Annotated in this window: 21 protein-coding genes; 5 read left to right on the plus strand and 16 right to left on the minus strand. The window is 72.2% G+C overall.

Translation table 11 applies throughout. The features are described from left to right. Positions 1 to 224 precede the first annotated feature (224 nt). A complete protein-coding gene (locus ACE101_RS20860) occupies positions 225 to 1748 on the plus strand; it encodes a carbohydrate porin (protein WP_379138824.1) in 1524 nt (507 codons plus the stop codon). A 141-nt stretch (positions 1749 to 1889) separates the two neighbouring features. On the opposite strand, the gene ACE101_RS20865 is transcribed toward ACE101_RS20860, so the two are convergent. The 14 genes from ACE101_RS20865 to rplU all read right to left on the minus strand — a co-directional run bounded on the left by ACE101_RS20865 (position 1890) and on the right by rplU (position 14000). After that, positions 1890 to 2537: a DUF2939 domain-containing protein gene (locus ACE101_RS20865; protein ID WP_379133564.1), complete on the minus strand. Its 648-nt coding sequence runs from the start codon at positions 2535 to 2537 to the stop codon at positions 1890 to 1892. Positions 2538 to 2576: 39 nt separating this feature from the next. Beyond that, on the minus strand, positions 2577 to 3125 hold the full coding sequence (locus ACE101_RS20870) for an RNA pyrophosphohydrolase (RefSeq protein WP_379133567.1): 549 nt from the start codon (positions 3123 to 3125) through the stop codon (positions 2577 to 2579). 79 nt (positions 3126 to 3204) lie between these two features. Beyond that, a complete protein-coding gene (locus tag ACE101_RS20875; protein WP_379133570.1) occupies positions 3205 to 4407 on the minus strand; it encodes a divergent polysaccharide deacetylase family protein in 1203 nt (400 codons plus the stop codon). A 122-nt stretch (positions 4408 to 4529) separates the two neighbouring features. Beyond that, a complete protein-coding gene (locus tag ACE101_RS20880; RefSeq protein WP_379133572.1) occupies positions 4530 to 5852 on the minus strand; it encodes a S41 family peptidase in 1323 nt (440 codons plus the stop codon). After that, a complete protein-coding gene (locus ACE101_RS20885) occupies positions 5852 to 7159 on the minus strand; it encodes a murein hydrolase activator EnvC family protein (protein WP_379133575.1) in 1308 nt (435 codons plus the stop codon). Before ACE101_RS20885 ends, ACE101_RS20880 begins: the two co-directional genes overlap by 1 nt. Further along, positions 7156 to 7644: a 23S rRNA (pseudouridine(1915)-N(3))-methyltransferase RlmH gene (rlmH, locus tag ACE101_RS20890; protein WP_379133577.1), complete on the minus strand. Its 489-nt coding sequence runs from the start codon at positions 7642 to 7644 to the stop codon at positions 7156 to 7158. Before rlmH ends, ACE101_RS20885 begins: the two co-directional genes overlap by 4 nt. Before the next feature lie 30 nt (positions 7645 to 7674). Continuing rightward, positions 7675 to 8184, minus strand: a complete 510-nt coding sequence (rsfS, locus tag ACE101_RS20895) for a ribosome silencing factor (protein WP_379133579.1) — start codon at positions 8182 to 8184, stop codon at positions 7675 to 7677. Then, complete coding sequence (locus ACE101_RS20900) at positions 8181 to 8816, minus strand: nicotinate-nucleotide adenylyltransferase (protein WP_379133582.1); 636 nt, start codon at positions 8814 to 8816, stop codon at positions 8181 to 8183. The genes rsfS and ACE101_RS20900 overlap by 4 nt, the downstream gene beginning before the upstream one ends. Positions 8817 to 8823: 7 nt before the next feature. Further along, entirely contained in the window at positions 8824 to 10119 is a 1296-nt protein-coding gene (locus ACE101_RS20905; RefSeq protein WP_379133584.1) for a glutamate-5-semialdehyde dehydrogenase, read from the minus strand. A 93-nt stretch (positions 10120 to 10212) separates the two neighbouring features. Further along, positions 10213 to 11334, minus strand: a complete 1122-nt coding sequence (proB, locus tag ACE101_RS20910) for a glutamate 5-kinase (RefSeq protein WP_379133587.1) — start codon at positions 11332 to 11334, stop codon at positions 10213 to 10215. Between the two features lie 110 nt (positions 11335 to 11444). Next, positions 11445 to 12473 (minus strand): GTPase ObgE, encoded by a 1029-nt coding sequence (obgE, locus tag ACE101_RS20915; RefSeq protein ID WP_379133590.1) that lies wholly within the window; start codon positions 12471 to 12473, stop codon positions 11445 to 11447. Between the two features lie 64 nt (positions 12474 to 12537). Continuing rightward, the gene (locus tag ACE101_RS20920) at positions 12538 to 13179 is read right to left on the minus strand and encodes a GNAT family N-acetyltransferase (RefSeq protein ID WP_379133593.1); all 642 of its coding nucleotides are present in this window, start codon (positions 13177 to 13179) and stop codon (positions 12538 to 12540) included. Between the two features lie 190 nt (positions 13180 to 13369). Then, complete coding sequence (gene rpmA, locus ACE101_RS20925) at positions 13370 to 13636, minus strand: 50S ribosomal protein L27 (protein ID WP_379133596.1); 267 nt, start codon at positions 13634 to 13636, stop codon at positions 13370 to 13372. 46 nt (positions 13637 to 13682) lie between these two features. After that, the gene (gene rplU, locus ACE101_RS20930; RefSeq protein WP_379133599.1) at positions 13683 to 14000 is read right to left on the minus strand and encodes a 50S ribosomal protein L21; all 318 of its coding nucleotides are present in this window, start codon (positions 13998 to 14000) and stop codon (positions 13683 to 13685) included. Between the two features lie 290 nt (positions 14001 to 14290). Between rplU and ACE101_RS20935 the strand changes: the two genes are divergently transcribed. The 4 genes from ACE101_RS20935 to ACE101_RS20950 all read left to right on the plus strand — a co-directional run bounded on the left by ACE101_RS20935 (position 14291) and on the right by ACE101_RS20950 (position 18848). Beyond that, positions 14291 to 14680 carry a DUF2267 domain-containing protein gene (locus tag ACE101_RS20935; protein WP_379133602.1) on the plus strand — a complete coding sequence of 130 codons (390 nt, stop codon included), beginning with the start codon at positions 14291 to 14293 and terminating at the stop codon, positions 14678 to 14680. A gap of 285 nt (positions 14681 to 14965) precedes the next feature. Then, complete coding sequence (gene olsB, locus ACE101_RS20940; protein ID WP_379133605.1) at positions 14966 to 15958, plus strand: l-ornithine N(alpha)-acyltransferase; 993 nt, start codon at positions 14966 to 14968, stop codon at positions 15956 to 15958. A 199-nt stretch (positions 15959 to 16157) separates the two neighbouring features. Further along, a complete protein-coding gene (locus ACE101_RS20945) occupies positions 16158 to 16376 on the plus strand; it encodes a hypothetical protein (protein WP_379133606.1) in 219 nt (72 codons plus the stop codon). A gap of 135 nt (positions 16377 to 16511) precedes the next feature. After that, entirely contained in the window at positions 16512 to 18848 is a 2337-nt protein-coding gene (locus ACE101_RS20950; RefSeq protein WP_379133608.1) for a type IA DNA topoisomerase, read from the plus strand. A gap of 157 nt (positions 18849 to 19005) precedes the next feature. Here the strand turns inward: ACE101_RS20950 and ACE101_RS20955 are convergent, their stop codons facing one another. Together ACE101_RS20955 and ACE101_RS20960 are read right to left on the minus strand one after the other, a co-directional pair. Continuing rightward, the gene (locus tag ACE101_RS20955; protein WP_379133611.1) at positions 19006 to 19929 is read right to left on the minus strand and encodes a MotE family protein; all 924 of its coding nucleotides are present in this window, start codon (positions 19927 to 19929) and stop codon (positions 19006 to 19008) included. Further along, complete coding sequence (locus ACE101_RS20960; RefSeq protein WP_379133614.1) at positions 19926 to 20414, minus strand: DUF6468 domain-containing protein; 489 nt, start codon at positions 20412 to 20414, stop codon at positions 19926 to 19928. Before ACE101_RS20960 ends, ACE101_RS20955 begins: the two co-directional genes overlap by 4 nt. Positions 20415 to 20448 lie beyond the last annotated feature (34 nt).

The following is a 20448-nucleotide window of genomic DNA, read 5'->3' on the forward strand; positions in this document are numbered from 1 at the left end:
CCGTAGATATGGAAGCGGCCGGAAGGGCCATCAAGGGGCAGCGCCGCCGACGCCACGCTCTCCCCGTCTTCCACAGTGGTCCGGGCGCAACGCTGCGCGCGTTCCGCAAGGTCACGGACCCGGGGGCCTCTGGTTGCCGCTCCTCGCTTCCGCTAACGCTGGAGGCATTCCAACCTGCCGCAGCCGCCCGGCTGCGCGGCCGATCTGACGTGTCGAGGTTCGTGATGCGCCGCCCGGCTTGGTTTCCGGTCCTCATCCTCACGCTGGTCTGCGGGCCGGGCGCGGTCCTCGCCCAGGCCGGCGGCGGGCCGGGGGCGACCTCGGTCGCCGCGCCGGTGATGCCGCCTTCCCCCGCCCTGCCGGAGGGCGCGGGCGGCGATCCGCAGACCTCGGTGGCGCAGGCCGAGACCTCGGCGAAGCCCTCAGCCAACCTGACCACGTCGATCCAGGGGCTGCTCGGTCCGCAGGCGGATCCGGGCGGCATCCGCAGCTTCCTCGCCAAGCGCGGCATCGAATACAGCCTGACCTATATCGGTGAGGCCCTCGGCAACGTTTCGGGCGGCATCCGCCGCGGCGCGATCTACGAGGGCCGCCTGGATCTCCAGATCGATGCCGATCTGGAGAAACTCGCCGGCTGGAAGGGGGCGGCCTTCCACACCAATTTCTACCAGATCCACGGCACCGGCCTGTCCCGCTACTTCGTCGGCAACCTCGACGTGATCAGCGGCATCGAGGCGCTGCCGTCGTCGCGCCTGTACGAATTGTGGATCGAGCAGAAGCTCTTCGATGACCGGTTCGGCCTGAAGGTCGGCCAGATCGCCGCCGACACGGAGTTCCTCGTCAGCCAGACGGCGACCCTGTTCCTCAACTCGACCTATGGCTGGCCCGACATCACCGGCGTGAACCTGCCGAGCGGCGGCCCGGCCTATCCGCTGGCGTCGCCGGCCGTGCGGGCGAAGTTCACGCCGAACAAGAACTTCTCGCTGCAGGTCGGCCTGTTCGACGGCGACCCGGCCGGACCCTACCGGCCGGGCCTCGACCCCGATCCGCAGCGCCGCAACCGCACCGGCACGAATTTCCGCGTGACCGACCCGCCGCTCCTGATCGCGGAGGCGGCCTATGCCTACAATCTCGACGGCGGCGCCCGGAAGCGGCCCGTCATCGACGAGCCGGGCACGGTGACGCTGGGCGGCTGGTATCACTTCGGCCGCTTCGACTCGTTGCGCTTCGACGAGACCGGGCGCTCGCTGGCCGATCCGTCCACCAGCGGCATCGCCCGCCGGTTCCGCGGCAACGACGGCATCTACGGCATCATCGACCAGACCCTGTTCCGCGAGCCCGACAAGAACGACGAGGGCGCGAGCGCCTTCATCCGCCTCTCCGGCTCGCCGGGCGACCGCAACCTCGTGGATTTCTACGTCGATGCTGGCCTGGCCTATAAGGGCCTGCTGCCGGGGCGCTCCGACGACACGGTCGGCATCAGCCTCGCCTATTCGCGCATCTCGCAATCGATCCGCGGTCTCGACCTCGACACGATCCTGGCGACGGGGCAGCCTCAGCCGATCCGGAATTTCGAGGCGCAGCTCGAAGTGACCTACCAAGCTCTGATCGCCCCGGGCATCACGGTGCAGCCCGACTTCCAGTACGTCTTCCATCCGGGCGGCAACGCGGTAAACCCGCGCTCCCCGAGCGGCCAGCGGATCAAGAATGCCGCGATCCTCGGTGTCCGCTCGACGATCCGGTACTGATGCGGAGGTGGTCGGGAGTGGCCCCCGTTCCCCCGCCGGACCCCGGATCTCCTTCCGCCGACGCGACAGGAATCCGGGAACGAGGGCAGTGGATTCTTCGGTCAACCATGCCCCTCGCTGCCCGGCGATATCCCGTCCGGCTCAGTCGGACCTCGATGGCCGCGGGGTCTGCGGCTCCGCACGACCGGGCAGCCGCACCAGCTTCTGGCTGATCCGCTCGCGCAAGGCCGCCGGGAGTTCGAGATCGACCACCCGCCATGTGAAGCCGCGCAGCCGCAGGCGCAGGCGGACCTGCTCCGCCCGCGGATGACCCGGCGGGTAGCTGAACACGACGCCGCGGAAGCCGCGCATCTCGGCGGTCCGCGCGAGCGCGACCAGGTCCGGCAGCGTGCGCGCCGACAGGCCGTGCCCGCGGCCGGATTCCTCGGCGGCGCCCTGTGCCGGGGCGACGCCCAGGCGCTCGGACGAGCCATCACCGAGGAGATCGACCAGCACCTCGGGCGTCACCAGGGCGCCGACCACCGGTTCCACCAGCCCCGCCACCGCCTCGGTGAGGATCTGGCGGTCGCGCGACGACAGGTCCGGCTTGGACTCGATGGCCGCGAGCGCCGCCGCCGTGGCCTGCCGGCTCAGGGACAGGCGCAGGGTGCGGACGTTCACCCGCTGCGACACGGCCGCGACGTCCCGCATCCGCACCGCCTCGCTCAGCCGGTAGAGCGCGAAATAGGGGGACAACGAATACGCGAACCACGCCAGGACGAGGCCGGCGAGCAGGCACCACCACCGCATGCGATCAGGTCGCCACCGCGCGCAAAGCCGGGCCGCGGCTCATGCCGGACGCGCGAAGGGAGCGAAGGCCGCGATGACCTGCTCGTAGACCGGGCGCTTGAAGGGGATGATCAGGGTCGCGAGGTTGGCCAGGGGCTCCCAGCGCCACGCCTCGAACTCGGCCTTGTGGGCGCCCCCGCCCGGCCGGTGGATGTCGATCTCGCCGTCATCGCCCTCGAAGGCGAAGGCGAACCACTTCTGGGTCTGCCCCCGGTAGCGCCCCCTCCAGGGCTGACCCGCCGCGAAGGTGGGCAGGTCGTAGCTGTACCAGCCGGGCGCCTCGGCGAGGAAGCGCACCGCCTCGGGCCGCACGTTGGTCTCCTCGTAGAGTTCGCGCAGGGCCGCGTCGCGGGGCGTCTCGCCGGCATCGATGCCGCCCTGCGGCATCTGCCACGCATGCGCCTGCGTCTCCGCGGCGAGCGCCCCCTCCCCGCGGCGGCGGCCGGCGAAGACCAGCCCGTCGCGGTTGAACAGGGCGATGCCCACGCAGGGACGGTAGGGAAGGTCGGCCAGGGCGGAGCCGGCCGCTCGGGTGTCGTGATCTGCCATCGGGCGCTCAATCGAACCTGTTCACGCGCTGCTGCGTCGTTGTGCGAGAGAAGTCGCGGCCGGACAAGCGCCGGGCTGGTCAGCGGCGCGTCCTCAGGGCGCGGCTCGCCGGCACCAGCAGGATGCCCCGGGCTTCGAGATCGCGGCTCCAGCGGGCGATGCGATCGATGGTGAGGGGAAGCGCCATGGCGGAGCCGAGGGCGAGGCCCTTGCGGCGGGCGGTCTCCTCCAGGCGGGCGAGTTCGCGATCGATGGCGTCGGGCAGCGGCTGGGCGTCGATCACCGCATCGGCCCGGGCCACGGGCGCCTTGGTGCGGCGGCCGGCCTCCAGGGCGACGGAACGCGGCGAGCTGCCGTCATCGAGGAAGCCGAGCCCCCTGGCGGCGATCTCGCGCAGGACCGGGTCGAGGGAAGCGGCCTCGGCCGTGAGGCGTGCGCCCATGTAGTTGACGACGCCGACCGCCCCCGGCACGCGGGAGAGGACGAAGGCGAGACGGTCGGCATTCTCCGCGGGCTTGGCGCCGGCGAGCAGCGTCTGCGGGCCCGGATCGTTGTCCGGATAGTCGAAGGGCTCCATCGGCGCCTGGACCATCACCTCGTGGCCCGCCTCCCGGGCCTGGGTCACCATCTTGGCGATGTCGGTGCCATAGGGGGCGAAGGCGAGGGTCACCGCGGGCGGCAGCCGCTTCATCGCGTCCTGGGTCACGGCTTGGCCGATGCCGAGCCCGGTCACCACGAGGGCGATGCGGCCGGCCGTCGCCGCCCCGCCCGGCAGGCCCGGTGCTTCGGGGCGGGCATAGACGTCGAGGGCGCGGGCGCCGTCCGGCCCGAGGCGCGGGAGCGCCCCGTAGCGGCCCTTCTCCACCAGCCGCGGATCGGGCGCGGGCGCGAGGCGGATCTCGCCCGCATCGGGCACTTGGATGGGCACTTGGATCACCACGGAATCCGGCACCGCGCTCCCCTCCGGCCGGGTGACGGCGACGCCGGAGGCGCGCTCGACCTCCCCGGCGGTGCGGTTCGGCCCCGGCGGGGGCGTCGCGACCAGGGGTTCGGGCGGCGGGGCCACCGGCTCGCGCCGGGTGATGGTCACGAGGGCGTGCGGCTCGCCGCCGAGCGGATCCTCCGTGAAGGCGACGGTGCCGACGAGCGCGGTCGTGGCGACGATCAGGGCCACGGCGAGGATCGGGCGCAGGGGGATGGCGGCCCGCCAGCGGGCGAACCGGGAGGGCGTCTCGTTCCGCATCCCGAGCGGCCGGGAGAGCACATCGTTCGCGAGGGTCACGGCGTCGGATCCGACTTGGCGACCGCCCGGATACGAAGAGGCCCGCAGCGACGGTCGTCTGACCGTCATTGCGGGCCTTCATGGTTAATGCCGGTTTAACGCCGGCCGGCGGCGATCCCGGTTCAGTTCGGGACGCCGGTCTTCGCCGTGTTGGCGGCACCCTTCTGCACGCCGTGCAGCAGGTCGACGGCGGCGGTGAGCTGCTTGTCCTTGGCCGGATCCGGCGGAACATAGGCCGAGGAGCCGCCGCGCTCCTCCTGGTCCTTCTGCTTCAGGTGGCCCTTCAGGCCGGCCTCGCCCTTGGTCTCGTCCTTGCCCTTCAGGTCGTCGGGCACCTCTTGCAGGACTTCCTGATCGGGCTCGATGCCCTTGGCCTGGATCGAGCGACCGGACGGCGTGTAGTAGCGCGCCGTGGTCAGCCGCAGCGCGCCGTTGCCGCCGAGGGGGATGATCGACTGCACCGAGCCCTTGCCGAAGGAGCGCGTGCCGAGCACGGTCGCGCGCTTGTGATCCTGAAGCGCGCCCGCCACGATTTCCGAGGCGGAGGCCGAACCGCCGTTCACCAGGACCACCACCGGCTTGCCCTTGGTCAGGTCGCCGGACTTGGCCGAGAAGCGCTGCGTCTCGTCGGGGTTGCGGCCGCGGGTCGAGACGATCTCGCCCCGGTCGAGGAAGGCGTCCGACACCATCACTGCCTGATCGAGCAGGCCGCCCGGGTTGTTGCGCAGGTCGATGACGTAGCCCTTCAGCTTGTCGCCGGGCAGGTCGGTCGAGAGCTTGTCGATCGCCGCCTTCAGGCCGTCGAAGGTCTGCTCGTTGAACTGCGTGAGGCGGATGTAGCCGACATCGCCGCCCTCGACCCGGGAGCGCACCGGCTTGATGCGGATGAGGTCGCGGTTGAGGGTGATCTCCAGCGGGTCCTTGGCCTCCTTGCGGGAGATCTTGAGCTTCACCGGCGAGTTGACCGGGCCGCGCATCTTGTCGACGGCCTGGTTCAGGGTCAGGCCCTGGACCTGCTCGTTGTCGATCTGGGTGATGATGTCGTTGGCGAGGAGGCCGGCGCGGGCGGCCGGCGTGTCGTCGATCGGCGTGACGACCTTGATGAGGCCGTCCTCCATCGTCACCTCGATGCCGAGGCCGCCGAACTCGCCGCGGGTCTGCACCTGCATGTCGCGGAAGCTCTTGGCGTCCATGTAGCTCGAATGCGGATCGAGCGAGGTCAGCATGCCGTTGACCGCCGCCTCGATCAGCTTCGCCTCGTCGGGCTTCTCGACGTAGTCGGTGCGGATCTTCTCGAACACGTCACCGAACAGGCTCAGCTGACGGTAGGTCTCGGCGGAAGCCGCCACCGCGCTCGTGCCCGAGAGCAGATGGGTCTGGGTCGCCACCGTGGCGGTCCCGGCGCCCAGGATCGCACCGAACAGGACGAGGGAAACTTTGCGCATTATCCGCGAACCTTCTCGCTTGCCGCCTTGGCCCACCACGGCTCCGGGTCGATGGAGCCACCGTCTTTCCTGAACTCGACGTATAGGACGGGATCGTTCCGCCCGCCGGCTCCCGCCGAAGGCGCCAAGCCCGAGTCCCCCATCATGGCGACCGGCTCTCCGGCAAGCACGAATTGACCCACGTTCACGTTGATCTGATCCATGCCCGCCAGAAGGAGATAGTAGCCGTCGCCCGCGTTGATGATCAAGAGACGTCCATAGCTGCGGAACGGGCCCGCATAGGCCACCCAGCCATCCGCCGGAGAGGACACCACGGCCCGCGGGCGCGTCGCGAGCGAAATGCCGCGCGTCGTTCCGCCATTGCCGTCCGGCGCCCCGAAGGTCCGGACCATCTCGCCGCTCGCGGGGCGCAGGACCGCTCCCCGGATCTGCGCGAAGGGCATCTTGGGCGCCAGCCGGGCCGGGTCGCGCAGGGCGGCGGCGGCGAAGCGCTCGCGGGTCTCGCGGCTCTCGGCCTCCGCGGCGCGGCGCGCCGCCGAGATCTCGCCGTCGAGCCGGTCGACCAGATCCTTGACGGTTCGCGCCTCCTTGGCAAGGCCGGAGGCCCTCTCGCGCTCGCCCGCGAGTCCGGTCTCCGCCTCGCCGAGGCGGGATTGGCGCGCCGCGATCAGCGCGGTGATCCGCTGCTGCTCCGAGGCCCAGTCGGCCAGATCCCTGCGCAGGGTCTCGCGGTCGGTGGCGATCAGGCCGCGCAGGCGCTCCAGCTCGGTGAGATCCCCCGCCAGGGTCTCGGCCTCGCCTTGCAATTCGGGCACCACCGCGCCGAGCAGCATCGAGGTGCGGATCGCGGCGAGCACGTCCTCCGGCTGCACCAGCACGGCGGGCGGCGGGCGGCGCCCCATCCGCTGGAGGGCGGCGAGCACCTCGGCGATGACGCCGCGGCGCGCCTGGAGCGAGCGGCGGATCGCGGCTTCGCTCCCGGTGAGGGTCTGGAGCCGCGTCTCCAGGGCGGCGATGCGCTCCTCGCCCTCCTGCGCCTTGCGGGTGCCGTCGATGAGGGCTTGGTTGAGGCGGGCCCGGTCGCCCTTCAGCTCGGCGACCTCCTTCTCCAGCTGGTCGCGGGCCGCCGCGCTCGCGGCGAGCGCGGTTTCCAGCGCCTTCAGGCTCTCGGCGCGCTGCTCCTTCTCGGCCCGGGCCTGCTCGACCGGGTCGGGCTTCGGCGCCTCGGGCCGCGCCGGGGAACGCTCCTGCGCGAGGGCGACCGGCGCGGCGAGCACGAGGGCGAGAAGGGGAAGGCGGCGGATCACGGGGCGCCGCGATGATAGGGGTGGCCGGCGAGGATGGTCATGACGCGGTAGAGCTGCTCCAGGACCAGCACTCTGACCAAGCCATGCGGCAAGGTTGCGGCCCCGAAGGCGAACAGGAGATCGGCCCGGCGCTTCACGCTCTCGCAGAGGCCGTCGGCGCCGCCGATCACGACCGCGAGGCCGGGCCGGCCGCCGTCCCGCCATGCGGCCACCTGATCGGAGAGGGCGAGGCTCGTCACGGAGCGCCCTCCCTCGTCCAGCACCACGAGAGCGCTTCCCGGCGGCACCGCGGCGAGGATCGCCGCCCCTTCCTCGGCGGCGCGATCGGCCGCGCGGCGGGCACGGCTCTCAGCGAGTTCCGTCAGCTGGACGGCCGAGAGGCCGAGGCCGCGGGCGAGCGCATCCGCCCGCTCCCGGTAGGTCTCGGCGAGGTCGCGCTCGGGCCCCCTCTTGAGACGGCCGACGACGATGAGGGCGAGCCGCACCGGCCCCCTCCCTTTCCTGGCAGGACGGCGTCAGCCGGCGAGGCGGTCGCCCGGCCGGTCGGAGCCCCACATCTTCTCGAGGTTGTAGAAGTGCCGCACCTCGGGCCGGAAGATGTGGACCAGAAGGTCCCCCGCATCGATCAGCACCCAGTCGCAGGCCGGCAGCCCCTCGACCCGGGCGTTCCCGTAGCCGGCGGCTTTCAGCTCCTGCATCAGCTTGTCGGCGATGGAGCCGACGTGCCGGTGCGAGCGGCCTGAGGTGATGATCATGGCATCCGCGATCGAGGTCTTGCCGGCGAGGTCGATCTCGATCGTGTCCTCGGCCTTCATGTCCTCGAGGCAGCGCCGGGCGATCCCCATGAGATCCTCGGCCGGCGGCGTCTCCGCCTCGGGCCGAGCGGGAAGCTCGTGGATGTGAGCCTCGTGGGAAGACTGTTGGTTCAGTGCCGACCCCTGTCGATGCGCGCCACGCGGCGCCATGGCCTCAAGATAAGGGCTGGACGCCCCGGCTTTCAATACGGTGATGCCGCCGGACGTCATCTTGGCGTGGATTCGCTGCCCGCCGTGGCGTCGCTCGCACGTCGGGAGTGCCGGAGCGCGGTCGAGGACAGGTCGGAGCGCGGCCCGTAGATGAAGGTCCAGGCCGGCGGAGCCGCCCCGGCGAGGCAGGCCGCCTCGCGCTCGTCGAGCCGGAACCGCCGCAGCGCCCGGGCCGCCGGCGAGGCGATCGCCCTCAGCGTGAAGCCCGGCCGGTCGATCACCGCGACCGGCACGGTGCGGGCGATGTCGCGCCATCCCTGCCAGCGATGGAAGCTCGCGAGGCTGTCGGCGCCCATGATCCAGACGAAGTGGACGCCCGGGCGGTGCCGCAGCAGCCACGCCAGCGAATCCCGCGTGTAGCGGGCGCCGATCGCGGTCTCGAAACCGGTCACGGCGATGCGCGGATCGCGGGCGATGGCCTCCGCCCCGGCCACGCGCGCGGCGAGGGGGGCGAGGACGCGCCGGTCCTTCAGCGGATTGCCGGGGCTCACCATCCACCACACCCGGTCGAGACCGAGTCGGCGCAGGGCGATCTGGCTCACATGCAGGTGGCCGGCATGGGCCGGGTTGAACGAGCCGCCGTAGAGGCCGACCCGCAGACCCGGCGCGCTCGGCGGCAGGCGGACGATCACCGAACGGCTACGGCCGGGTCTGACCGGAGCCGTGCACGCGGTACTTGAAGGTGGTGAGCTGCTCGACACCGACCGGGCCGCGGGCATGCATCCGCCCGGTGGCGATGCCGATCTCGGCCCCGAAACCGAACTCGCCGCCATCCGCGAACTGCGTCGAGGCGTTGTGGACCACGATGGCCGAGTCGACCTCGCCGAGGAAGCGCTCGGCGGCGGCGGCATCGTCGGTGACGATCGCGTCGGTGTGGTGGGAGCCGAAGGTCTCGATGTGGTCGATGGCGGCGTCGAGCCCGTCGACCACGCGCACGGCGATGATGGCGTCGAGATACTCGGTCCGCCAATCGGCCTCGCTCGCCGGGGTCACGCGCGGGTCGACCGCCCGGGTGGCCTCGTCGCCCCGGACGGCGCAGCCCGCCTCCAGGAGATCGCGGACGAGGGGCGCGAGATGCGTGGCCGCGCAGGCGCGGTCGATCAGGAGCGTCTCGGCCGAGCCGCAGATGCCGGTGCGCCGCATCTTGCTGTTGCGCACGATGGTGCGGGCCATGGCGAGATCCGCCTGCGCGTGCACGAAGACGTGGCAGATCCCCTCCAGATGCGCGAAGACCGGGACCTTGGCCTCGGTCTGCACCCGGCCGACGAGGCTCTTGCCGCCGCGGGGCACGATCACGTCGATGCAGCCGTCGAGGCCGGCCAGCATGGCGCCGACCGCGGCGCGGTCGCGGGTGGGCACCAGCTGGATCGCCTCGGCCGGCAGGCCCTCGGAGGCGAGGCCCTCGGCCATGGCGGCCGCGATGGCGGCGGCGCTGCGCAGGCTCTCGGAGCCCGCCCGCAGCACCGCGGCGTTGCCGGCCTTGAGGCAGAGCGCCCCCGCATCGGCGGTGACGTTGGGCCGGCTCTCGAAGATCACGCCGACCACGCCGAGCGGCGTCGAGATGCGCTCGATGGCGAGCCCGTTCGGACGCTCGAAGGCGGCGAGCTGCCGCCCGACCGGATCGGGCAGGCCGGCGATGGCCTCCACGGCCTCGGCGATGGCCTCCACGCGGGCGTCGGTCAGTTCGAGCCGGTCGAGGGTCGCGGCCGGGAGATTCTTGGCGCGGGCATCGGCCATGTCGGCGCGGTTCGCCTCCAGGATCGCGGGAGCCGAGGCGCGGATGGCGGCGGCGGCGGCGCGCAGGCCCGTGTCCTTCTGCTGCGCCGGGACGAGCGCCATGCGGCGGGCGGCGGCCCGGGCCTTGCGGCCGATCTCCCGCATGATGGCGTCGACATCGTCGGCCCCGGCACGGACCTTCAGGGTGAGCACGGACACGGCACGGTTCCCGGTGAACGGTGAGGCGGCTCCCCATCGAGAGCGCCCCCCCTCATGCCACGCAGGCGCCGCCAGCGACAAGCAGAGCCGCCGCTATTCGCCGATCAGAGCCATGTCGTCCCGGTGGATCATCTCTGCGCGTCCGGGATAGCCGAGCACGGCCTCGATCTCGCGGCTGGAATGGCCGATGATGCGGGCCGCGTCGTCGCTGTCGTAGGCGACGAGGCCGCGCCCCAGAATCGTGCCGGAGAGAGAGCGGATCACCACGGCGTCGCCGCGGGCGAAGGCGCCCTCGATCCGCGAGACGCCCACCGGCAGCAGACTCGCCCCGCCCTGGAGCGCGCGCTCGGCGCCGGCATCGATCACGAGGCTGCCGCGGGGTTCGAGGGAACCGGCGATCCAGGTCTTGCGGGCGGCGGTGGGGGTGGAGGCCGAGAGGAACCACGAGGCCCGCGCGCCCGCCGCCACGGCCTTGAGCGGGTTCTTGCCGCGCCCGTCTGCGATGAGCATGTGGGTGCCGCCGCCGGCGGCGATCTTGCCCGCCTCGATCTTGGTGCGCATGCCGCCGCGGGAGAGTTCCGAGGCCGGCCCCCCGGCCATGGCCTCGATCTCGGGGGTGATCCGCTCGATGACCGGCAGGTGGCGGGCATTCGGATCGCTCGCGGGCGGGGCGGTGTAGAGCCCGTCGATGTCCGAGAACAGGACCAGCAGATCGGCCCCGATCATGGTGGCGACGCGCGCGGCGAGCCGGTCGTTGTCGCCGTAGCGGATCTCCGAGGTCGCGACCGTGTCGTTCTCGTTGACGACCGGGACGGCGCGGACCTCCAGAAGCTTGAGGGTGGTGGCGCGGGCGTTGAGGTAGCGCCGCCGCGCCTCGGTGTCGGTGGGGGTCACCAGAATCTGGCCCGCCACGATGCCGTGATGGGCGAGCGCCTCCGACCAGTAGCGCGCGAGCGCGATCTGGCCCACGGCGGCGGCGGCCTGGCTCTCCTCCAGCCGCAGGGCGCCGGCGGGAAAGCCCAGCACCGTACGCCCGAGGGCGATCGAGCCGGACGAGACGACGAGCACGTCGACGCCGCGCGCATGCAGATCCGCGATGTCCTCCGCGAGGGCGGCGAGCCACGCATGGCGCAGGCGGCCGCGCGCGCGGTCCACGAGGAGCGCGGAGCCGACCTTGAGAACGACGCGGCGGAACTGATCGAGGGCGGGAGTCATCGCGGGAGAGCCGGGGGGAGAGGGGTTCCCCCGCGCATAGCCGGAGACGGGCCGGCGCGACAGCCCCCGGATGCCGGCGCCGCGATTTCAGCGGCGGGCGGCCCGTCCCCTCAGGGCTGCCACGCCTCGGCCGGCTTCGCCTCATCGACACTGGCCGCATCCATGGCCGCCATCAGCGCACGCAACGCCTCCGGCACGCCCTGGCGGGTGGCCGCGGACAGGACGAGCGGCGGCCGGCCGGCCGCCTCCGTGAGCCGCGCGACCTGCTCGGCCAGCGTCTCGGGATCGAGCACGTCGGCCTTGGACAGGGCAACGATCTCGGGCTTCTCCGCGAGGGCGTGGCCGTAGGCGTCGAGTTCCGCCCGCACCAGCCGGTAGGCGGCGCCCGCATCCTCGTGGGTGCCCTCCACGAGGTGGAGCAGCACGCGGCAGCGCTCGACATGGGCGAGGAAGCGGTCGCCGAGGCCGACGCCCTCGTGGGCGCCCTCGATCAGGCCGGGAATGTCCGCGAGCACGAATTCGCGGGTGTCGACGCGCACCACGCCGAGCCCCGGATGCAGGGTGGTGAACGGATAATCGGCGATCTTCGGTTTGGCCGCCGTCACCGTCGCCAGGAAGGTGGACTTGCCCGCATTGGGCAGGCCGACGAGGCCCGCATCCGCGATCAGCTTGAGCCGCAGCCAGAGCCAGTGCTCCTGGCCTTCCAGGCCGGGATTGGCGTGGCGCGGGGCACGGTTCGTCGAGGTGGTGAAATAGGCGTTGCCGAACCCCCCATTGCCGCCGCGGGCGAGCAGCACGCGCTGGCCCACCCGCGTCAGGTCGGCGATCAGGGTCTCGCGGTCCTCTGCGAGGATCTCGGTGCCGGCCGGCACCTTCAGCACGACGTCCGCCCCCTTGCCGCCCGCCCGGTTGCGGCCCGAGCCGTGCTCGCCCTTCTTGGCCTTGAAATGCTGCTGGTAGCGATAGTCGATGAGGGTGTTCAGCCCCTCCACGCATTCCGCCCAGACGTCGCCGCCGCGGCCGCCGTCGCCGCCGTCCGGACCGCCGAACTCGATGAACTTCTCGCGCCGGAACGACACGCAGCCGGCTCCGCCATCGCCGGAGCGGACGTAGACCTTGGCTTCGTCGAGGAACTTCACGGCACGATTCTCCTGAGCAATCAACGCGGACGAGCCGGAGGGGATGCCCCTCCGGCCGGACCCGTCAGCCGCCCGCGCGCAGGCTCTCGCCCGCGGCGCGGTGGCGATCGAAGACGAGGCCCGCGGCGTGCCACGTCTTCAGGCTGTCCCAGGCCCGCCGGTCGAGCCGGAAGTGATCGACCGGGAACAGGCCGCCCCGGGCCGGGAAGGCGCTGAGGCCCGAACCGACCGCGGCGAAGCCGCACTTCTCCAGCACCCGCCGCGAGGCCGGGTTGACCACCCGGGCCGCCGAGGTGAGCGCCGCCCCCTCCGTATAGGCGAAGAAGGCGTCGATCATCGCCCGGGCCGCCTCGGTGGCGAGGCCCTCGCCCCAGTGCGGCTGGCCGATCCAGTAGCCGAGATGCGGGCCGTCCCGATCGGGATCGGGCTCGATCCCCACCACGCCGATCAGCGTCTGCGGCTGGCGCCGCGGCGTGATCGCCATGGTGAGGGCCCGCCCCTCCGCATTGTCGCGCCGCGCCCGCAGGATGAACGCATCCGCCTCCCGCGGGTCGAGCGGATGCGGAATTCGCGCGGTCATCTCGGCGACGGCTTTCTCACCGGCGAGGCGTACAATGGCTTGCGCATCGGCCTGGCGCGGCCAGCGCAGCCAGAGCCGGCGGGTCTCAAGCCGGAAGACGTCGTCGCGGGTGAGGTCGGGGAACATCGGTACACTCCGATCCGACCGGAAAGGGCAGGGGCGCCCTCGCGCGGCCACGAGAACGACGAAGGGGAAGGTGGTGCCCCACCCTCCCCTGGTTCTCGATCGGAGCTTGGCCGTTCAGGGCCAGGATCGCGGATCCGCCGGGTCGGTGTGGGGACACCGGCGGAGCTCCTTCGTCACTGGCTCCGTCGGCTTACTCTGCGGCCTCTTGGGCCGGAACGACCGTTACGTAAGCTCGGCCCTGTTTGGTCACGAACTGGACGCGGCCCGCCGTGAGCGCGAAGAGGGTGTGGTCACGGCCCATCCCGACATTGGTGCCGGGATGCCAGCGCGTGCCGCGCTGACGCACGATAATGTTGCCGGCGATGACGGCTTCGCTGCCGAACTTCTTCACGCCGAGACGGCGGCCGTCGGAATCGCGGCCGTTGCGGGACGAACCGCCTGCTTTCTTGTGAGCCATCGGGCTAACTCCTGAATCTTGCTATGGGATCTGCTGCCTGCCTGGATCAGGCGGCGCTGATGCCCGTGACGCGCACCACGGTGAAGTCCTGGCGGTGACCGCGCTTGCGGCGCGAGTTCTGCCGGCGGCGCTTCTTGAAGGCGATGATCTTGGGGCCGCGCTTCTGCGCGACGATCTCGCCCGCGACGCTGAAGCCGGACAGCGTCGGCGCGCCCACCTGCGTGGCGCCCTCGCCGTTGGCGAACAGCAGCACTTCGCCGAAGGTCACGGCGGTGCCGGCGTCGCCCTCGAGCTTGCCGATCGTGATGACGTCGTTGGCGGCGACGCGGTACTGCTTGCCGCCGGTCTTGATGACTGCGAACATCGTTCTGGTCTCGTGTTCCATCCGGGCTCCGGCAGGGACCGGGCGCCGTCTTTTTGGCAGTTGACGCCCGCGGCGCCCCATGGACCGCCGCGAACGCGACGGCGCGCGGACCGAAGGGTCCGCGCGCCAAGGATGGTTCACTAACCGTTCGCTCCGCCTCGTGTCAATGCCGCGACTGCATCCGGCGCGTCATCACGGCACGGATCCCGGTTTCGATCGCTCCTCCCCGGCCCGGTTGATTTCACGCGGCGCATCGCCGAAGACCACATCGTCTGTCGCAGGAGACCATGATGGAAGAGCTTGTTGCCCGGGTGACGCAAGCCACGGGACTGGACGCGACCACGGCCCGGACGGCCATCGGCCACATCCTGGCTTTCCTGCAGAAGGAAGGGCCGGCGGCTGAAGTGAACCAGCTCATCACGGCGATCCCCGGGGCCGACAGCGTCGTGTCCCAGGCGAGCGGCACCGAGAGCGGCGGCGGCGGACTCATGGGGATGCTGGGCGGCCTGATGGGCGGCGGCGTCATGGCGCTCGGCCAGAAGCTGATGGCGGACGGCGTGTCCATGGGCCAGATGCAGCCGCTCGGCCGCGAACTCTTCGCCTATGGCCGCGAGAAGGCCGGCGAGGACGTCATCGGGCCCATCGTCGGCTCGATCCCCGGCCTCAGCCAGTTCATCTGAAGCCTCGTTCACCGAGGCGCGTGCCGGTCCGCCGGCGAGACCGTGCCGCGATGGGACGCAAAGCGGAACCGCCCCGTCGCGATTCCGCCCGCAACCTTCGCCGGCTCGGAATCGGAACGGCCGTGCGCCGTTCCGGCGCTTCCCCCAGATCTGATCGAAGTTATTGATCAGCTTCGTTTTCCTGTGTCACACAACCGTGCGGGCTTCATGCTGTTCTCCCGCCGAGACGGCACGGCGCTCCTGTCGGGCGCGCGGGTTCGAGTGGCCGCACAGGAAATCACGATCATGGTTCCGTTCCTCTCCCGCGGCCCGCTCCCCGCCGGGCGCGACGCCCAGGCTCCGACGGCCCTCGCCCGCCTGATGCAGCGCGCCGGCGAGGCGCGGCCCGGCATCGACCTGCGGGGCGCGGTCGCCTCGTCGCGGCTGTTCCCGCCGCTCAAGCGGCTGCCGACCCACGGGCTCGATCCGGTCCTCGGCCGGATCGGCGCGCTGGAGGTGCGGCTCGCCACCCGGCCGAAGGATGTCCGGCGGGCCCAGCGCCTGCGCTACCGGGTCTTCTACGAGGAGATGGCGGCCGTGCCCTCCGCGCTCGCCGCCCTCAAGCGCCGCGACGTGGACGAGTACGACGCGGTCTGCGACCACCTCCTCGTCATCGATCACGCGGCGACGGAGGCGAAGCCGTTCCGCAAGCCCCGCCCGAAGGTGGTCGGGACCTACCGCCTGCTGCGCCAGGAGCAGGCGGACCGCCATTTCGGCTTCTACACCGCCGGGGAGTACGATATCGGGCCGGTCCTCGACGCGCACCGGAGCCTGCGCTTCCTGGAGCTCGGCCGCTCCTGCGTGCTCAAGCCCTACCGCACCAAGCGCACGGTCGAGCTGCTCTGGCACGGGATCTGGACCTACGTGCTCCATCATCGGATCGATGCGATGCTCGGCTGCGCCAGCCTCGACGGCACCGATCCGGACCGGCTCGCCCTGCCCCTGAGCTTCCTGCACCACTTCGCCCGGGCCTCCGACGGCTGGTGCGCCCGCGCGCTGCCGGAGCGGCACGTCGCGATGGACCGAATCAGCCGCGAGGCCATCGACCCGAAATCCGCCCTGCAGGCCCTGCCGCCGCTGGTCAAGGGCTACCTGCGGCTCGGCGCCACCTTCGGCGACGGTGCCGTGATCGACCGGCAATTCGGGACTACGGACGTGTTCGTGGTGCTGCCGGTCGCGGCGATCGCCCCCCGCTACATCGGTCATTTCGGGGCCGGCGCAGAGCGGCACGCCGCCTGACGCAGCCCTCCCGGCGGCGCGCCGGGCCCGAGCCCCCCCGCATTCTACCCCTCTTGCCATCGCGCCCCATGAACGATGGGGTGTGCCGAAGCACGACCGGGGATCGCATTCCGCGTCTAGATCGTTGGGACCCGGCGACGAGGCGGGGTGTCAGGGTGAGGGTGGCGAGATGAGCGAGCGATCGAGAGAGAGGTGTCGCGTGTCCCGGCGCCGGACGCGCCGTCACCGGTCCCAGGGCTTGGCGCCCCGCCGGATCCTCTACGCGGTGGACGTGCTCGACGCCTACACGCCGTGCGACGCGCGGCCGGCGAACGACAACGCCGCCATGCCCGGCATCCACCGCATCCGGCACCGGTCGGCGGCCTTCCTGAGGATCGTTCCGGGATCGGAGGGCGTCGAGGTCCGCACGGCGCCCTGAGACGGAGCCGCTCCGGGTTCCGAGGGTCGGTTCGCGGTCCGGGATCGTGGACGTCGCGCCCGCGTCGGTTGACCGGCCAGGGCACGCGCCTTAAGTTCCTGCTTTGTTCGCGCATCCGCTCCGGGATCCCGAATCATGGCCCGCGCCTCGTCCGACCGGACGCTGTTCTTCTTCGAGAAGCCTTCGGCGATGAGGCAGCTGCAGCGCTTCTTCAAGGCGCCGACGACGGTCTGCGTGGCCGCGGAGGGCCATCTCCTGGCGGCGCAGGAGCCGGCTGCGATCAGGCCGGCCTGGAAGACCTGGCGTTTCGACGATCTGCCCATCGCGGTCGACGAGATCCCGGTGACCTGCGCGCGCAACCGCTCGGGTGCCTCGCACGAGGCGCGGATCGCGGCGATCCGCGGGGCTCTGCAGGGCGTCGACCGGGTGATCATCGCGACCGATCCGGGGCGCGAGGGATCGATGATCGCCTGGGAGGTGCTGGAGCATCTCGGCTACCGGGGCCGCGTGGACCGGCTGAAGCTCGGCGCCCTCGACGAGGTCTCGATCCGCCGCGCCTTCGGGGCGCTCGCCCGCGAGCCGGATTCGGGGGAGCGGGACTACGCGGCCTATCTCGAAGCGCTCTGCCGCCGCTACGAGGATTGGCATCTCGGCCTCAACGGCACGCGGGCGGTCTCGCTGCGCCTGCGCCCGCCCGCCTTCCGGGAGCCCTGGCGGTTCGGCGGCGTGCAGACGCCGACCCTCGCGATCCTGGCGGATCTCGAGCGGCGCATCCAGGATTTCGTCCCGCGCGACTTCTTCAAGATCGCCCTGCCGGTGGAGACGCAGAGCGGCGCGGCCCTGACCCTCTGGCACGCCCCGAAGGAGCGGATCTTCGACCGGGCCGAGTCGGAGGCGATCCGCGATGCCGCAGCCGGCTGGTCCGGGCCGCTCGCGGTGGCCCAGAAGGACGTGCGGCGCCCGCCTCCCCGCCTGTTCTCGAAGGACACGCTCGCCCGGCGCTGCGCCAAGCGCTTCGGCTGGGACCCGCAGCGCACCGCCGCGACGGCGCAGGATCTCTACGACCGCGGCTTCCTGAGCTATCCGCGCACGGAATCCGAGCACCTGCCGGAGAGCCAGAGCGGCGATGCGGCGGCGATCCTGGCGGCGATCGCCGGCAGCCTGGACGCCGTCGCCGATCTGATACCCGCAGCGGCGGCGATCGTGGTGCGGCGCGGGCCGCGCGGCCACTACGTGAAGGATCCGGGCGAGCACCACGCCATCGTGCCGCTGCGCAAGGTGCCGCGGTCCGGCGAACTCGCCCCGGAGGCGTGGCGCCTGTGGGAGTTGGTGGCGCGCTCCTACATCGCCGCCCACCTGCCGGACGGTATCGACGCGCGCACCACCGTGACGGCGACGGTTGAGGCTCCGCCGGGACCCAAGCGCTTCGCAGTGACGGGCAGCGTGGTGCGCGCACCGGGCTGGCGGGCGCTCTACGGGACGGAAGCGGAGGACGAGGATCCGGTCCCGGGCAAGACGCGGCGCGACGACGAGCCGACGACCGGCCGCCTCCCGCCCGTGCGCGATGGAGAAGCCGCCCGGGCGACGGACGCGGTGGTCGAGACCGCGGTGACCGAGCCGCCGCGGCGCATCACCCGGGGCGAATTGCCCGTCGTGATGGGCCGGCTGATCGATCAGGTCGAGGATCCGGCGCTGCGGCGCGCCCTGGAGAATCCGGCCAATCCCAACGAGCCGCGCGGCCTCGGCACCGCCGCCACGCGCGACGCCGTGCTGCCCAAGCTGGAGAAGAGCCACTACGTGGTTCTGGCCAAGGGCAAGGACCCGGCGATCACCGTGACGGAGGCGGGTCTCGCCTTCATCGACGCCGTGCGGCGGGTCTTCCCGGCCTATGGCGATCCGGTCGGCCGGGCCGTGTTCGAGGCGGATCTGGGCGAGATCGGCCGCGCGCCCACCCGTGCCGAGGCGGTGCGGCGGGCCGAGGAGTTCCGGCAGCGGACGCGGGCGCGGCTCGACGCCCTGATCGCCGCGGTGGCAGGCTCGGAGCGGATCGCCGTGGCGGCGCCGGCTCCGGACGCGGCGGGGCGGCCGCCGACCACCGCCATGGTGTCCTTCGCGACGGCGCTGGCGGCCCGCAAGGGCGTGCGCCTGCCGCGTGGGCTCAAGCAGGACGCCGCCATCTGCCGCCGGTTCCTCGACGCCCATGCGGAGCCGCGCGAGGCGGTCGCTCCGGGGACGGCACGGCCGCCGACGCCCGCGATGCGCCGCTACGCCGAGGCTCTCGCGCGCGAGAAGGGCCTCGACGGCCTGCCGGACGATGCGGCGACGGATTTCGCCGCCTGCCGCCGGTTCCTCGACGCGCAGGGGGCCTCCAAACCGGCAGGCCGGGAGCCGCGTCCGGCGCGAAAGCCGGGTGTCCGGCGCCGGGCCCGGCCGCGGACCGGCGGAGACCGCCATGCCGATTCACCGGCGTGAGCATCGATCGCCGAAACGGTGACCAGTTCGGCGGCAACGAGAAGCCAAGCCGAATGGCACGGGCCGAGCCTGCTTGGGGCAAGCCTGCTTGGGGCCACTCTGCTTCGCCAATTCCGGACGCGCGCAGGCGGCTCACGCCGGGAGCGCCGGAGGTCTCTCACCGTGGCGGTGCGTCGATCGCCGGCAACTCGTTCGGTGGGAGCGGCGGCGCGCCGGGCGCGGCCGGACGCGGAGCAACGCCGCGCGCGCGCATCGCCAGCGCCACGGTCAGCCGCTCGGCGGTCTCGGGCTGCATCACCGCCAGCACCTCGGCCATCTTGCGCGGGTTCATGGCCACCACGACCGGGACCAAGACGTCGAGGGACAGGCGATCGAAGACGCGGGCCGCATCCTTCGGCTTCATCGTCTCGTACATGGTCACGATCGGCCGCAGACCGGCGGCCTCGCTCTCGCTCCTGCGGGCCGGGACGCCCTCCGCCTTGTCCTCCAGCGACTTGAGATCGTTGATGCGGCTCTCCAGCCGCCGCTCGGCATTCTCGATCAGCTGCTCGCGGGTGTCGAGGTCGCGGTTGCGCTGCTGAAGCGCCTCGCGCCGCGCGCCGAGCTTCTCCAGGATCGCCCGCTCGGCCGAGGCGGCCCCGTCCGGCGCCTTCGCCGCGGGGCTCGCCGCGTCCTTGGAGACATCCTTGGGCGCTTCCTTGCCCGCTTCCCCCTCCTTCGGCGCGACCGAGCCCGTGACAGACGGATCCGGCAGCTCGGCGTTGGTCCGCGCATAGGCGAGCACGCGGGCGAAGTCCGACCGGCGCGGGCCCCCGTCATCGGCCGCGAGCCCGATAAGCTTCAGGAGCAGGAGGCCGCCCGCCGCCAGCGCCACCCCGTCGATCAGGCGCAGCCGCAGGCTCGGGGGGCGCCAGGACGGCTTGCGGACGAGGCTCGCGGCCGGGCGGGCGGCAGCCGGCGATCGCGCTTCGGCCGCGGGCTTGACGCCTGAAGCGGGCTTGACACCTGAAGCGGGCTTGGCCGTCGGCGCCGTCGGGACGCCCGCGATGAAGGCCGCGATCCGGCGCAGCCGCGGATTCATGCGGCCTGGCTTTGCAGGCGGCTCAGCGCACGCTCGCTCAGGGCCCGCGCGGCCGCGGCGGCGGCGCCGAGCCGCTCGGCCGTCGAGACGACGGGTGTCTCAGGCGCTGCGGGCTGGGGCTTGGCCGGCCGCGGCATCGCGGGCTCGGGCGCGGCCGGACGAGCCTGGGCGACGATCCGCCCGATCCGCGCCATCACCGCCTCGCCCGCCCGGACGCCCTCGGCGAGGCCGGTTGCCGTCGCCTCGGCCACGCTGAGGCGCTCGGCGAGGGTGCGCTCGCATTCGCCGAGCGTCGCCCGCAGACCGGTAATGGCGCGCTCGGCCGATTCCGTGGCGACCATCAGGTCGCCGATGGTCCGGCGCAGGGCGGTCTCGTCGGCCTTGAGGCGGGTGATGCGGCGGCTGAGGCGCACCGAGGAGGCGATGCTCGCCACGAGCAGGATGGCCACGAGGCTGTCGGCCAGCATCCCGATGAGGGCGGTCATGGCAGCACCCCGTCCTGGCAGGTCTCGGGCATGG

This window comes from Methylobacterium carpenticola (assembly GCF_042748905.1).
GTDB classification, from domain to species: Bacteria; Pseudomonadota; Alphaproteobacteria; order Rhizobiales; family Beijerinckiaceae; genus Methylobacterium; species Methylobacterium carpenticola.

Excerpts from the sequence above, each read along its gene's own strand:
- ACE101_RS20860 (WP_379138824.1), top strand. The coding sequence starts at position 225 with ATGCGCCGCCCGGCTTGGTTTCCGGTCCTCATCCTCACGCTGGTCTGC.
- ACE101_RS20865 (WP_379133564.1), bottom strand. The coding sequence starts at position 2,537 with ATGCGGTGGTGGTGCCTGCTCGCCGGCCTCGTCCTGGCGTGGTTCGCG.
- ACE101_RS20870 (WP_379133567.1), bottom strand. The coding sequence starts at position 3,125 with ATGGCAGATCACGACACCCGAGCGGCCGGCTCCGCCCTGGCCGACCTT.
- ACE101_RS20880 (WP_379133572.1), bottom strand. The coding sequence starts at position 5,852 with ATGCGCAAAGTTTCCCTCGTCCTGTTCGGTGCGATCCTGGGCGCCGGG.
- rsfS (WP_379133579.1), bottom strand. The coding sequence starts at position 8,184 with ATGACGTCCGGCGGCATCACCGTATTGAAAGCCGGGGCGTCCAGCCCT.
- proB (WP_379133587.1), bottom strand. The coding sequence starts at position 11,334 with ATGACTCCCGCCCTCGATCAGTTCCGCCGCGTCGTTCTCAAGGTCGGC.
- ACE101_RS20920 (WP_379133593.1), bottom strand. The coding sequence starts at position 13,179 with ATGTTCCCCGACCTCACCCGCGACGACGTCTTCCGGCTTGAGACCCGC.
- rpmA (WP_379133596.1), bottom strand. The coding sequence starts at position 13,636 with ATGGCTCACAAGAAAGCAGGCGGTTCGTCCCGCAACGGCCGCGATTCC.
- rplU (WP_379133599.1), bottom strand. The coding sequence starts at position 14,000 with ATGTTCGCAGTCATCAAGACCGGCGGCAAGCAGTACCGCGTCGCCGCC.
- ACE101_RS20935 (WP_379133602.1), top strand. The coding sequence starts at position 14,291 with ATGGAAGAGCTTGTTGCCCGGGTGACGCAAGCCACGGGACTGGACGCG.
- olsB (WP_379133605.1), top strand. The coding sequence starts at position 14,966 with ATGGTTCCGTTCCTCTCCCGCGGCCCGCTCCCCGCCGGGCGCGACGCC.
- ACE101_RS20950 (WP_379133608.1), top strand. The coding sequence starts at position 16,512 with ATGGCCCGCGCCTCGTCCGACCGGACGCTGTTCTTCTTCGAGAAGCCT.
- ACE101_RS20955 (WP_379133611.1), bottom strand. The coding sequence starts at position 19,929 with ATGAATCCGCGGCTGCGCCGGATCGCGGCCTTCATCGCGGGCGTCCCG.
- ACE101_RS20960 (WP_379133614.1), bottom strand. The coding sequence starts at position 20,414 with ATGACCGCCCTCATCGGGATGCTGGCCGACAGCCTCGTGGCCATCCTG.